Source organism: Leclercia sp. S52, assembly GCF_039727615.1.
Classification (GTDB): Bacteria; Pseudomonadota; Gammaproteobacteria; order Enterobacterales; family Enterobacteriaceae; genus Enterobacter; species Enterobacter adecarboxylatus_B.
The window spans coordinates 705650-719016 of sequence record NZ_CP152474.1 but is presented as its reverse complement, the minus strand read 5'-3'; the positions used below and the strand labels follow the sequence as shown (position 1 = coordinate 719016).

Here is a 13367-nt window from a genome sequence, read left to right as displayed (position 1 = left end):
GCATTGACAATTACGCCTGCTCTTTCGCTGCGGGTTTAGGCAGGAAGCCTTCCAGCACAATCAGCGCCGCACCGATACAAATCGCCGTATCGGCCAGGTTGAAGGTGGCGAAGTGCCAGTTGCCGACATAGAAGTCGATCATATCGACCACAAAGCCATGCCACAGACGGTCGAACAGGTTGCCCAGCGCGCCGCCAATGATCAGCGCGTAGGCGATATTATTCAGCTTTTGCGTGGCTTTCCCGCGGTACATCAGCACGGCCAGCACCACACAGATACCGAGAGCGATACCTGCGAAGAACCAGCGCTGCCAGCCGCCGCTGTCAGCCAGGAAGCTAAACGCCGCGCCATAGTTGCGCGCATAGTGCAGATTAAGCGACGGGAACAGCGGAACCGTATCCCCCAGAGCAAAGTTCTGGAGGATCAGGTACTTGCTGCCCAGATCGATAATCAGCACGACCACTACCAGCCACAGCCAGCGCAGCCCTGTTGAAGAGAGTGATTTACTCATCAGGCAAACTTACGTTTTTCGCCATCACCGGCGACGTTGCTGACACAGCGTCCGCAGATCTCTGCGTGTTCCGCCACCTTGCCGACATCGGTAGTGTAATGCCAGCAGCGCGAGCATTTCTCACCTTCGGCTTTTACCAGCGCCACTTTCAGCCCTTTGAGCAGTTCGCTCTGCTGGGCATCCGCGCTCGCGTCGGCATAATCCGCAACATTCGCCCCGGAGGTCAACAGGACAAATCGTAATTCATCGCCCAGCGCCGTCAGCTTCGCCGCCAGCTCAGGTTCAGCGTACAGGGTTACTGACGCTTCCAGAGAGCCGCCCACTTTCTTGTCGGCACGCGCCTGCTCGATCGCCTTGTTCACTTCTCCGCGCACTTTCAGCAGCTCGTCCCAGAAGCTATCGTTCATGGCTTCGGTCTCTGCCAGGCCAAACAGCCCTTCGTACCACTCGCCGGTGAAGACATACTTCTCACGATCGCCTGGCAGGTAGCCCCAGATCTCATCCGCAGTAAAGGACATGATCGGTGCCATCCAGCGCACCAGCGCTTCCGCGATATGGAACAGTGCGGTCTGGCAGCTGCGACGCGCCACGCTGTCCGCTTTGGCGGTGTACTGACGGTCTTTGATGATATCGAGGTAGAACGAGCCCATCTCGATGGAGCAGAAGCGCATCAGGCGCTGCACCACTTCGTGGAAGTCGTAAGACTCGTAGGCTTTCAGGATATCTTCCTGCGCCGCTTGTGCGCAGCCTACCGCCCAGCGATCCAGCACCACCATCTCTTCCGGTTTCACCATGTCTTTCGCCGGATCGAACCCGTTCAGGTTCGCCAGCAGGAAGCGCGCGGTGTTACGGATACGACGATAGCTGTCGGCGGCACGTTTCAGGATCTCATCGGACACTGCCATTTCGCCGGTGTAGTCGGTTGATGCCACCCACAGACGCAGAATATCGGCGCCCAGCTTGTTCATCACATCCTGCGGCGAAACGGTGTTGCCGATAGATTTGGACATCTTACGGCCCTGACCATCCACGGTGAAGCCGTGGGTCAGTACCTGACGGTAAGGTGCTTTACCTTTCATGGCGGTGGAGATCATCAGGGATGACATGAACCAGCCGCGGTGTTGGTCAGAACCTTCCAGATACATGTCGGCAGCGTGGCCGGCAAACTCAGGACGTACGTCAACTACGGAGGAGTGCGTAGAGCCGGAGTCGAACCAGACGTCCAGGGTATCCGGCACTTTCTCGTAGTTGTCCGCGTCAGCGCCCAGGATGTCGCGGGAGTCGAGATCCCACCACGCCTGAATGCCGTCCACTTCGACGCGCTTCGCCACTTCTTCCATCAGTTCCAGGGTGTTCGGGTGCAGTTCCTGGGTCTCTTTATGCACGAACAGAGACATTGGCACACCCCAGGTACGCTGACGGGAGATACACCAGTCAGGACGGTTGGCGACCATGGATTCGATACGCGCCTGGCCCCAATCCGGGATCCACTGCACGCCTTTGATCTCAGAGAGCGACTGCGCGCGCAGGCCTTTCTGATCCATGCTGACAAACCACTGCGGCGTCGCACGGAAGATGATCGGGGTCTTGTGACGCCAGCAGCACGGATAGCTGTGCTGCATTTTCTCAACGTGCAGCAGCGAGCCGTTGTCGCGCAGCATATTGACGATGATGTCGTTGGCTTTGAAAACGTTGATGCCGTCCAGGGTCGGATATGTGCCTGGCAGGTACGCGCCGTCCGGGCCAACCGGGTTAGCGATCTCCAGACCGTATTTCAGGCTGATAGTGTAGTCGTCCGGGCCGTGGCCACCGGCGGTATGCACCGCACCGGTACCTGCTTCCAGGGTGACGTGTTCGCCCAGAATCGCTGGCACATCGAAATCGAGGAACGGATGCTTAAAGCGCAAATGCTCCAGCTCGGCACCTTTAACGGTACCCAGAATGCTGTACTCGGTGATGTTCGCGCGTTTCAGCACGCTCTCCACCAGGTCTTTCGCCAGGATCAGCGCGCGGCCTTCAACCTGCACCAGCGCATAGTCGAACTCCGCAGAGAGGGAGATCGCGCGGTTGGCAGGCAGGGTCCACGGGGTAGTGGTCCAGATCACCAGCGAGATTGGGCCGTTTACGGCCGGCAGGCCAAATTTGCCCTGCAGCGCTTCCTGATCGACGCCTTCAAAGGCCACGTCGATGGACGGAGAGGTTTTGTCGTAATACTCGACTTCCGCCTCAGCCAGCGCAGAGCGGCAGTCCACGCACCAGTGCACCGGCTTGGCGCCTTTGTGCAGGTGGCCGTTGCCGATGATTTTGCCCAGCGCACGGATGATGTTGGCTTCGGTTTTGAAGTCCATGGTCAGGTACGGGTGCGACCAGTCGCCCAGCACGCCCAGACGGATAAAGTCTTCACGCTGGCCGTCAACCTGGGTCGCAGCGTATTCGCGGCATTTGGCGCGGAATTCAGCCGCGGTGAACTTCTCACCCGGCTTACCGAACTCTTGCTCGACTTTCAGCTCGATCGGCAGACCGTGGCAGTCCCAGCCAGGAACATAAGGCGAGTCAAAGCCCGTGAGGCCTTTGGACTTCACGATAATGTCTTTCAGAATCTTGTTTACAGAGTGACCAATATGAATGCTGCCATTCGCATAAGGAGGGCCATCATGCAGAATGAAGGTTTTTTTGCCTTTTTTGGCTGCACGGATGATGCCGTACAGGTCATCATCGGTCCAACGCGCCAGCATTCCCGGTTCACGCTTGGCGAGGTCGCCGCGCATCGGGAACCCTGTTTCCGGCAAATTCAGGGTTGATTTATAGTCACTCATCAGATTCTCGGTTCCGTATTTATATCTCAGGCATTAAGCCGGGTTTGATAGCCCAAAAATTTCGCGGGCTGTTAACTCATCTCTCGCGATTTGCGCTTTCAGCTCATCAAGCGAGGCGAATCGCTGCTCATTGCGTATTTTTTTACGCAGGATTACATCTATATGGCGACCATAGAGGTCCATTACAACGTCCAGCAAATGCACTTCGAGCTGCTGGCGTACGCCAGCCACTGTCGGACGGGTACCAATATTGGCCACGCCGGGCAGAGGCTTATCGCCCAGCCCCGTCACTTCTACCGCATAGACCCCTTTTACCGGGGAAACCTGACGACGCAGCGGTAAGTTCGCCGTAGGGAAACCAATGGTGCGACCCAGTTCATCGCCATGCACGACGCGCCCGGAGATAGAGAACGGGCGTCCGAGCAGCGTTGCGGCGGCATCCAGATCGTCTTCAGCCAGCGCCTGGCGTACTGCCGTGCTGCTGATACGTACGCCGCCTTCGCAGAAGGTCTGGGTGCTGGTGACGTCAAAGCCATACTCCAGGCCAGCCTTCTGTAATAGCAAGAAATCCCCCCTGACGACCAGCGCCAAAGCGGAAATCATCTCCCACCGCCAGAAAGCGCACGCCAAGGCGATCAACTAACAGGTCGCTGACAAAATTTTGTGCCGTCAGGGCGGCGAAACGCCGATCAAAACGGACGCACAGGACGTAGTCCACGCCGCACTGCGCCAGGTAACGTAACTTTTCACGCAGGCGGGTCAGGCGCGCAGGCGCCTTCTCGCTGGCAAAAAGCTCCAGCGGCTGCGGCTCAAAAATCATGACTACTACCGGCAGACCTCGTGCCCGCCCCTCTTCACGTAACCCCTGCAACAGCACCTGATGTCCACGATGCACGCCGTCGAAATTACCAATAGTCAGCACACACCCATGCGGGGCCTGACTGAGATTATGTATGCCGCGTATCAGCTTCATGACTGGCTCAAAACAGTGAAAATCGCCAAAGTATACCTTGTACAGCGGTTAAGGTTAACCGGCGATTGTTCACGCAAAACAGAAAGCCGTAATGATTTCATCAGGGTTGCCTTTCACAGCGAAAAAATCTGTCCGCAGATGACGATTTTTATGTCGAAAAGCTGTATTCAGGAGAGACAAGCTGGTAGAATCCTGCGCCATCACTACGTAACGTAGCGTCGCTAATTAACGGCGCTTATTTGCACAAATCCATTGACAAAAGAAGGCAGAGAGGGCATATTCCTCGGCCTTTGAATTGTCCACATAGATCATATTTGGGAGTTGGACTTGGCTAATATCAAATCAGCTAAGAAACGTGCCGTTCAGTCTGAAAAGGCTCGTAAGCACAACGCAAGCCGTCGCTCTATGATGCGTACTTTCATCAAGAAAGTATACGCAGCAATCGAAGCTGGCGACAAAGCTGCAGCGCAGAACGCATTTAACGAAATGCAACCAATCGTGGATCGTCAGGCTGCTAAAGGTCTGATCCACAAAAACAAAGCAGCGCGTCATAAAGCAAACCTGACCGCGCAGATCAACAAACTGGCTTAATCGCTACTTGTTGTTGCTTGTTTAAAGAACCCGCTTAACGCGGGTTTTTTTATGCCTTCAGATTGCCGGTGGCGTAAACAGCGCCGAGTAGTCACGGTTACAGATACGCTGCACCGCCGGATGCTGAATCATCCTTTCGGCAAATATCGCGTGATACTCCTCCATCACGTTATCTACCCTGCCAATCTCCGTGATCCTGATGTCCGAATAGAGATCCTGTGCGTAAAGCGTCGGGGCAACGAAGATGGCGTTGTGCGCTTCGCCAAAGGCCTTCATCAGCGCCGCATCATCAAACTCTCCCAGAATCTCCACATTCAGCCCCTGCGAGTTAAACCAGTTCAGCAGCTTGCGTCCGAGCATGGAGCGTCTGCCTGGCACCAGCAGTCGGCGCTCCTCCAGGCAGGCCGGGAAAGGTTTTTCCGGCGGCGGGTTGATGCACCAGAAGCTAACGCCACATTCGCCAATCTTCACCGAGAACAGCCCTTCCTGCTGGGTGGAGTCGATGGGGCAGTCGGAGATAATCATATCCAGCTTATGCTGGCTCAGCTGCTCGAGCAGCATCTCGTGGGTGGATTCAAAACAGCGCAGGTGGATCTGTTCATCCTCAACCACCGCCGCATCCAGCACGCCGCTGACCAGCCGTTTTGACAGCGCATCCGCGACACCGACGTCAAAGAGCAGGTTCGACTCCTTGCGGTAATTGACGATATCGAGCATCTCCTGGCTCAGGGTGAACATTTTGTCGGCATAGCGAAATACCAGCTCGCCGAGCTCGCTGGGTTCGATCCCCCTTCCCTTACGCTTGAATAACTTCCCCTGCAGCCGCTCTTCCAGGGCTTTGATCTGCCCGGTAATCGTCTGCGGCGTCAGGTAGAGCGCCTCTGCAGCGCCGACAACCGAGCCCTCTTTATAGACATGCCAGAAGTAATACAGATGGTTGTAGTTAAGATGAGACATGCGATCCTCGCTCCCTGATAGTGTTTACGGGAGGGCGGCCTGCCCTCCCGACGTTCCGTTACGCCGGATGCACCTGCCCCGACAATTTCATTTTCAGTAAGGCATAGCCAATAAACGCTGCCAGCAGCGACCCGGTCAGAATACCCAGTTTAGCCCAGACGATAAGCTCCGGGGCATGCGGGCCAAACGCCAGCGTTGAGATAAAGATCGACATCGTAAAGCCGATCCCGCACAGCACGCCAACGGCCATAATCTGCCGCCAGGTGGTGCCGTGCGGCAACGAGGCCAGCTTCAGTTTCAGCGCCAGCCAGCAGAAGAGGCTAATGCCCAGCGGCTTGCCGATAAACAGACCGGCGATGATCCCCAGCGGCAACATCGACGTCAACCCACCGAAGGTGACCCCCCTCCAGGGAGACGCCCGCGTTAGCAAAGGCAAACAGCGGCAGGATCATAAAGGCAACCCACGGATGCAGAACATGCTCTAACTGTTTTGCCGGAGATTTGCCCTCCTGCGACTTCAGCGGCACGAAGAAGCCAATAATCACCCCGGCCAGGGTAGCGTGCACGCCCGATTTCAGTACCGCCGTCCACAGCACCATCCCCACCAGCACATAGATGCCGATCCGACGGACATTGCAGATATTCAGCAGCGCCAGCGCTGCAATGGCTGCCGCCGCGACGCCCAGCGACAATACCGACAGCTCGCTGGTGTAGAACAGGGCGATAATGATAATCGCGCCCAGGTCATCAATGATCGCCAGCGCCATCAGGAAGATTTTTAGCGCCATCGGCACGCGGTTGCCCAGCAGGGCCAGAACCCCCAGCGCAAAAGCGATGTCCGTTGCGGCCGGGATCGCCCAGCCGTGGCGGGCAACGGGATCCTGCCAGTTAAAGGCCAGGTAGATCAGCGCCGGTACCACCATCCCGCCGATGGCGGCAATCACCGGAAACGCTGCGCGCTGACGGCTGGCCAGTGAGCCCTGAACCAGCTCACGCTTCACCTCCAGCCCCACCAGCAGGAAAAAGACCGCCATCAGCGCATCGTTGATCCACAGCAGCATGTTCTTGTTGATTTCCAGCACGCCGACGCGAAGTTCAACGGGAGTTTCCAGAAAAGCGTGATACAGATCGCGGGTAACGCCCAGGTTAGCCAGCAGCATTGCGAGCGCTGCGGCCAGAATAAGAATGATGCCACCGGAGGCCTCATTCTGGAAAAAACGATGCAGAAGTTTCACTTTTACTCTCTCTCTTTACGACCATACCTCGTTAAAACCATCATACTCGCGGATATTCATCGGTAAAAGCAGGTTAATATTGAGGATGAGCTCGCTTTTTCCGAGCTATCTTTCAGCCATAAAAAAAGCCCGGAATCGCTTCCGGGCTTTGAGAATAACGTCAGCTCACCGATTAGCGAGTCAAATCGTCAAAGAATTTTTTCACGCCATCAAAGAAGCTTTTGGAGCGCGGGCTGTTGTTCTCACCCGTTGGGCCGCCAAAGCTCTCCTGCAGCTCTCTCAGCAGCTGCTTCTGTTTTTCATTCAGGCCAACCGGGGTTTCGACCACCACGCGACACAGCAGGTCGCCCTGCGCGCCGCCACGCACCGATTTCACGCCTTTACCGCGCATGCGGAACAGCTTGCCGGTCTGGGTCTCCCCAGGCACTTTCAGGTTTACGCGACCGTCGAGAGTTGGCACTTCGATTTCGCCGCCCATCGCCGCCATCGCAAAGTTGATCGGCACTTCGCAGTACAGGTTGTTGCCTTCACGTTCGAAAATCGCGTGCTGCTTCACCTGCACCTGAACGTACAGATCGCCTGCCGGTGCGCCATGTTCACCCGCTTCGCCTTCGCCAGACAGACGAATACGATCGCCGGTATCCACGCCTGCCGGAATTTTAACGGACAGGGTTTTCGTCTTCTCAACGCGACCATGACCGTGGCACTTGTTGCACGGATCCTTGATCAGCGTACCGCGGCCCTGACAGTGCGGACAGCTCTGCTGCACCGCAAAGAAGCCCTGACGCATCTGCACCTGACCGGAACCGTGACAGGTTGGACAGGTCTGTGGCTTGGTACCGACTTTCGCACCGCTGCCGTGGCAGATGTCGCACTCTTCCAGGGTCGGAATGCGGATCTCTTTCGTTACGCCGCGTACGGCCTCTTCCAGCGACAGCTCCATGTTGTAACGCAGGTCTGCGCCACGAGCCGCACGCTGACGACCGCGACCGCCGCCGAAGATGTCGCCAAAGACGTCACCAAAAATATCGCTGAAATCTGCGCCGCCGCCACCAAATCCGCCGCCGCCGCCCATGCCGCCCTGTTCAAACGCAGCATGACCGTACTGATCGTATGCCGCACGTTTCTGGGCATCGGTCAGGATTTCGTAGGCTTCTTTGATCTCTTTAAACTTGGCTTCGGCCTCTTTGTCACCCTGATTGCGGTCCGGGTGAAATTTCATGGCCAGGCGCTTATACGCCTTTTTGATTTCACGCTCTTCCGCTGTTTTGGAAACGCCTAAAATCTCGTAATAGTCTTGCTTAGCCATCTTGTTTTATCTGCCCCTAACATGCGTGCACGGGCGGAGAGGAAACCTCTTCGCCCGTGCCAGTGTATTACCCGTTCAAAGGGCGATTATTTTTTGTCTTTCACTTCTTCAAACTCTGCGTCGACAACGTCGTCATCTTTCGCGTTATTTGCAGAAGCGTCAGCACCCGCGCCAGCCTGCTGCTGAGCGTGTTGCTGCTGCGCGATCTCCATCAGCTTCTCGGAAACCTGAGCCAGCGCCTGCATTTTCGCTTCGATATCAGCTTTGTCTTCGCCTTTCAGGGATGCTTCCAGCGCGCTCAGCGCAGACTCGATAGCGGTTTTGTCGTCAGCTGGCAGTTTGTCGCCGGCTTCTTCAACCTGCTTACGGGTGCTGTGCAGCAGATGGTCACCCTGGTTACGGGTCTGAACCAGCTCTTCGAACTTACGGTCAGACTCGGCGTTAGCTTCCGCTTCGCGAACCATTTTCTGGATCTCTTCTTCGTTCAGACCGGAAGAGGCTTTGATGGTGATCTTCTGCTCTTTACCGCTGTTTTTGTCCTTCGCGGAAACGTGCAGGATACCGTCAGCATCGATGTCGAAGGTGACTTCGATCTGTGGCATACCGCGCGGCGCCGGGCTGATACCATCGAGGTTAAACTGACCCAGATCTTTGTTGTCTGCGGCACGTTTACGCTCACCCTGCAGCACATGGATGGTTACCGCAGACTGGTTGTCTTCAGCGGTAGAGAACACCTGGCTGTGCTTGGTAGGGATGGTGGTGTTTTTGGCGATCAGCGCCGTCATCACACCGCCCATGGTTTCGATACCCAGAGACAGCGGGGTAACGTCCAGCAGCAGTACGTCTTTAACTTCACCGGTCAGTACGCCACCCTGAACTGCAGCACCGATAGCAACGGCTTCGTCCGGGTTAACGTCTTTACGTGGCTCTTTACCAAAGAATTCAGCCACTTTCTTCTGAACCATTGGCATACGCGTCTGACCACCCACCAGGATAACGTCCTGGATTTCGGATACGGACAGACCTGCATCCTGCAGAGCAACTTTCAGCGGCTCGATAGAACGGTTAACCAGGTCTTCAACCAGGCTTTCCAGTTTCGCGCGAGTCACTTTGATGTTCATGTGTTTTGGACCGGTCGCGTCTGCAGTGATGTACGGCAGGTTCACGTCGGTCTGCTGCGCAGAAGAGAGCTCAATTTTCGCTTTTTCTGCGGCTTCTTTCAGGCGCTGCATGGCCAGCGGGTCGTTACGCAGGTCAATGCCCTGATCTTTCTTAAATTCGTCAACGAGGTAGTTGATCATACGGCTGTCGAAGTCTTCACCACCCAGGTGGGTATCACCGTTGGTCGCCAGAACTTCGAAGGTTTTTTCGCCGTCAACTTCGTCGATTTCGATAATGGAGATATCGAAAGTACCGCCACCGAGGTCGTATACCGCGATAGTACGGTTGCCGACTTCTTTATCCAGACCGTAGGCCAGTGCCGCTGCGGTTGGTTCGTTGATGATACGTTTGACTTCCAGACCCGCGATACGGCCGGCGTCTTTGGTTGCCTGACGCTGAGCATCGTTGAAGTATGCAGGTACGGTGATAACCGCTTCAGTTACCGCTTCACCCAGGTAATCTTCAGCCGTTTTCTTCATTTTCTTCAGCACTTCAGCAGAGATCTGCGGCGGTGCCATTTTCTGACCTTTAACGTCAATCCATGCGTCGCCGTTCTCAGCGCCGATGATTTTGTACGGCATGATGGCTTCATCACGCTGCACTTCTTCGTCCTGGAAGCGACGGCCAATCAGGCGTTTGATCGCAAACAGGGTGTTCTGCGGGTTTGTCACTGCCTGACGTTTAGCCGGCTGACCAACCAGAGTTTCACCATCCTGGGTATAAGCAATGATAGAAGGCGTGGTGCGATCGCCCTCGGCGTTCTCCAGCACACGTGCAGTAGTGCCATCCATAATCGCTACACAAGAGTTGGTAGTACCCAGGTCGATACCAATAATTTTACCCATCTAAACGTCTCCACTAAAAATTCAGTCAACATGTGGTTGTGTACCTGTAATAAGGGCAGAAGGTACTTTTTCAACTGTCCAGATTTGAATTTTTTCAGGTCCACACACTGCGGTTGACTACAAGATGGGGTCGCAACGGCATCCATCAAGGGGGGAAGGATAAAAAAATTTTTAATTTCACCCTGATTAGATCATAGACGGCGTTGATGGCGCCCATTATGATGCCGCGCCCCGCCAGGGAGAATTGGCGTGGGATTCACCATTTCACCATATTAATGATGATTTTTTTGAGGACTTATGGGCAACACTAAGTTGGCTAATCCGGCTCCGCTGGGCCTGATGGGTTTTGGCATGACCACCATTCTGCTGAACCTGCACAATATCGGGATGTTCCCGATGGACGGCATTATCCTGGCGATGGGCATTTTTTACGGCGGTATCGCACAGATCTTCGCGGGCCTGCTGGAATATAAGAAAGGCAATACCTTCGGTTTAACCGCATTCACCTCTTACGGCTCTTTCTGGCTGACTCTGGTCGCCATTCTGCTGATGCCGAAAATGGGTCTGACCGAAGCGGCGAACCCACAGTTCCTGGGCGTCTATCTGGGCCTTTGGGGCGTCTTCACGCTGTTCATGTTCTTCGGCACTCTGGTGGGTAACCGTGCGCTGCAGTTCGTGTTCCTGAGCCTGACCGTGCTATTCGCCCTGCTGTGTGTGGGCCACCTGGTGGATAACGGCGAGTCCATTATTCACGTGGCGGGCTGGATTGGCCTGGTCTGCGGCGCCAGCGCCATCTACCTGGCGATGGGTGAAGTGCTGAACGAGCAGTTCGGTCGCACCGTTCTGCCGATTGGTGAAAAACACTAATCCCCTTCGTGCCCGCCCTGCGGGCACGAATCGCCTCCCTGCGAATGCCCCTTCTCGTTTAAACCCGGTCAATTTTCAGCCACAACAGAAACGATTAATAAACGGGATGACAATAATCACCTCATTCAATTGATAAGCATTATCATTGCGATTAGTGTGACCCGGCGCATCCCGGATAATGGATATCAGGTAGTACCCGACATGGAACGCAAAGGGATGAAACGATTCTGTTGTGTTGCATAAGGTTAACTGATGAATTCCAGCCTTGCCGCCAGCGAACAAACTGGCGAATCCATTATCGCGTCCCATTACCGTAAGGTTCTCGCCCGGCGCTTTGCCCTGGCAGGGGTGCTGTTCTTCTTTATTATTTGCTCCCTGATCCTCGACTTCACGCTCGGCCCGTCAGGCATCTCCATTTCCACCCTCTGGCACACCTTAATCAACTCCGCCGCGGCCGACGCCGGGACGCGAGTCATCGTCTGGGAGTTGCGGCTACCGTTCGCCCTGATGGCCGTCGCCGTCGGTATGGCGCTGGGGCTGGCCGGGGCCGAGATGCAGACAATCCTCAACAACCCGCTCGCCAGCCCGTTTACGCTGGGCGTGTCTTCTGCCGCCTCCTTTGGTGCCGCGCTGGCGATTGTGCTCGGCTTAGGCATTCCCGGCATTGCCGATAAGTGGATCATTCCGGCAAATGCCTTTGTCTTTGCCCTGCTGGCCTGCTTTATTCTGGACGGCATCAGCCGCTGGACTCGCGTGGCGACCTCCGGCGTGGTGCTGTTTGGTATCGCCCTGGTCTTTACCTTTAACGCGCTGATTTCCATCCTGCAGTTCGTTGCCAGCGAAGATACCCTGCAGGGGCTGGTCTTCTGGACCATGGGCAGCCTGGCGAGAGCCTCGTGGGATAAGCTGGCGATCCTGGCCGTAGCGCTGCTGATTATCGTGCCGCTGTCGTTGAAGAACGCCTGGAAACTGACGGCGCTGCGGCTGGGTGAAGATCGTGCCGTCAGCTTTGGCATCAACGTGAAAAAGCTGCGCCTGGCGACGCTGTTACGCATCAGTATCATCTCGGCCCTGACGGTCGCCTTTGTCGGCCCGGTCGGCTTTATCGGCCTGGTGGCGCCGCATATCTCGCGCATGATGTTTGGCGAAGATCACCGGTTTTATCTCCCCGGTAGCATGCTGATTGGCGCGCTGGTGCTCTCGCTGGCCTCGGTATTTTCCAAGAACATCGTTCCCGGCGTCATTATTCCCGTGGGCATTGTCACCTCACTGGTGGGCGTGCCGTTCTTTCTTAGCATTATTATTCGCAACCGGGGGGAACGTATGACCGACGGCCTGCGCGTCTGCGATCTGCACACCGGCTATCGCAAGAAAAAGATTATCAGTGGGCTGAGCACTCCCCTGCTCCCCCGCGGACAGATCACTGCCCTGCTGGGGCCGAACGGTTCGGGCAAATCCACTCTGCTGCGCGCCCTGGCTGACCTTAACCCCGCTCAGGGAGAGTTGCAGCTCAACGGCGAAGATCTGATGACCCAGCCTGCGGCAAAGCGGGCGCAAAAAGTGGTTTATCTGCCGCAATCCCTGCCGCAGGGGGTGCATCTGCATGCGCTGGAGTCGGTCATCGTCGCCCGCCGGGCCAGCGGCAGCCCTTCAGGTTTTAATGTCGAGCAGGAAGCGTATTCCATCCTGGAGAAACTGGGCGTCGCCCATCTGGCGATGAGCTTTCTCGATCAGCTCTCCGGCGGGCAAAAACAGCTGATTGGCCTTGCCCAGTCACTCATCCGCGAACCGGATCTGCTGTTGCTGGATGAACCCTTAAGCGCCCTCGACCTCAACTACCAGTTCCATGTAATGGATATCGTTGCTCGCGAAACGCGGCTGCGCAATATCGTCACCGTCGTGGTGATCCACGACATTAACATTGCCCTGCGCCATGCGAATTTTGCTCTGATGCTGAAAGGCGGCGAACTGATTGCCAGCGGCCTGCCGGGTGAGGTTGTCACCCCTGCCAATCTGGCGACGGTGTACGGCGTGGATGGCCGGGTTGAATACTGTTCCCGTGGACTGCCGCACGTGGTGGTCGACGGGTTAACGCCATAAGA

Annotated in this window: 8 protein-coding genes and 4 pseudogenes; 4 read left to right on the top strand and 8 right to left on the bottom strand. The window is 56.1% G+C overall.

The window, feature by feature from the left end; all coding sequences use genetic code 11:
* Positions 1-10 precede the first annotated feature (10 nt).
* The 4 genes and pseudogenes from lspA to AAHB66_RS03440 form a co-directional block, all read right to left on the bottom strand.
* On the bottom strand, positions 11-511 hold the full coding sequence (gene lspA, locus AAHB66_RS03455; RefSeq protein ID WP_039030431.1) for a signal peptidase II: 501 nt from the start codon (positions 509-511) through the stop codon (positions 11-13).
* Positions 511-3327 carry an isoleucine--tRNA ligase gene (gene ileS, locus AAHB66_RS03450; protein WP_347115220.1) on the bottom strand — a complete coding sequence of 939 codons (2817 nt, stop codon included), beginning with the start codon at positions 3325-3327 and terminating at the stop codon, positions 511-513. Before ileS ends, lspA begins: the two co-directional genes overlap by 1 nt.
* 33 nt (positions 3328-3360) lie before the next feature.
* Positions 3361-4300, bottom strand: a pseudogene (gene ribF / locus AAHB66_RS03445) (bifunctional riboflavin kinase/FAD synthetase).
* A 7-nt stretch (positions 4301-4307) separates the two neighbouring features.
* Positions 4308-4526 (bottom strand): annotated as a pseudogene (locus tag AAHB66_RS03440) (DUF2575 domain-containing protein).
* A gap of 101 nt (positions 4527-4627) precedes the next feature.
* Between AAHB66_RS03440 and rpsT the strand changes: the two are divergent.
* Positions 4628-4891, top strand: a complete 264-nt coding sequence (rpsT, locus tag AAHB66_RS03435) for a 30S ribosomal protein S20 (protein WP_003856458.1) — start codon at positions 4628-4630, stop codon at positions 4889-4891.
* 57 nt (positions 4892-4948) lie between these two features.
* Here rpsT and nhaR read toward each other — a convergent pair whose 3' ends face one another.
* The 4 genes and pseudogenes from nhaR to dnaK all read right to left on the bottom strand — a co-directional run bounded on the left by nhaR (position 4949) and on the right by dnaK (position 10398).
* Entirely contained in the window at positions 4949-5848 is a 900-nt protein-coding gene (gene nhaR, locus AAHB66_RS03430; protein WP_347115219.1) for a transcriptional activator NhaR, read from the bottom strand.
* A gap of 58 nt (positions 5849-5906) precedes the next feature.
* Positions 5907-7083: pseudogene (gene nhaA, locus AAHB66_RS03425) on the bottom strand (Na+/H+ antiporter NhaA).
* 172 nt (positions 7084-7255) lie between these two features.
* Complete coding sequence (gene dnaJ, locus AAHB66_RS03420) at positions 7256-8392, bottom strand: molecular chaperone DnaJ (protein WP_142488183.1); 1137 nt, start codon at positions 8390-8392, stop codon at positions 7256-7258.
* 86 nt (positions 8393-8478) lie between these two features.
* Positions 8479-10398, bottom strand: a complete 1920-nt coding sequence (dnaK, locus tag AAHB66_RS03415; RefSeq protein ID WP_142488182.1) for a molecular chaperone DnaK — start codon at positions 10396-10398, stop codon at positions 8479-8481.
* 297 nt (positions 10399-10695) lie between these two features.
* On the opposite strand from dnaK, the gene satP reads away from it, so the two are divergent.
* The 3 genes and pseudogenes from satP (at position 10696) to AAHB66_RS03400 (ending at position 13365) form a co-directional block, all read left to right on the top strand.
* Positions 10696-11265, top strand: a complete 570-nt coding sequence (gene satP / locus AAHB66_RS03410; RefSeq protein WP_166181566.1) for an acetate uptake transporter — start codon at positions 10696-10698, stop codon at positions 11263-11265.
* Between the two features lie 252 nt (positions 11266-11517).
* Positions 11518-12582, top strand: a pseudogene (locus AAHB66_RS03405) (iron ABC transporter permease); the annotation flags it as partial.
* Between the two features lie 6 nt (positions 12583-12588).
* Positions 12589-13365 carry an ABC transporter ATP-binding protein gene (locus AAHB66_RS03400; protein ID WP_347116413.1) on the top strand — a complete coding sequence of 259 codons (777 nt, stop codon included), beginning with the start codon at positions 12589-12591 and terminating at the stop codon, positions 13363-13365.
* Positions 13366-13367 lie beyond the last annotated feature (2 nt).

Bases quoted from the DNA above. Each gene is read 5' to 3' on its own strand.
- lspA (WP_039030431.1), bottom strand. From the start codon at position 511: ATGAGTAAATCACTCTCTTCAACAGGGCTGCGCTGGCTGTGGCTGGTA.
- ileS (WP_347115220.1), bottom strand. From the start codon at position 3,327: ATGAGTGACTATAAATCAACCCTGAATTTGCCGGAAACAGGGTTCCCG.
- nhaR (WP_347115219.1), bottom strand. From the start codon at position 5,848: ATGTCTCATCTTAACTACAACCATCTGTATTACTTCTGGCATGTCTAT.
- dnaJ (WP_142488183.1), bottom strand. From the start codon at position 8,392: ATGGCTAAGCAAGACTATTACGAGATTTTAGGCGTTTCCAAAACAGCG.
- dnaK (WP_142488182.1), bottom strand. From the start codon at position 10,398: ATGGGTAAAATTATTGGTATCGACCTGGGTACTACCAACTCTTGTGTA.
- satP (WP_166181566.1), top strand. From the start codon at position 10,696: ATGGGCAACACTAAGTTGGCTAATCCGGCTCCGCTGGGCCTGATGGGT.
- AAHB66_RS03400 (WP_347116413.1), top strand. From the start codon at position 12,589: ATGACCGACGGCCTGCGCGTCTGCGATCTGCACACCGGCTATCGCAAG.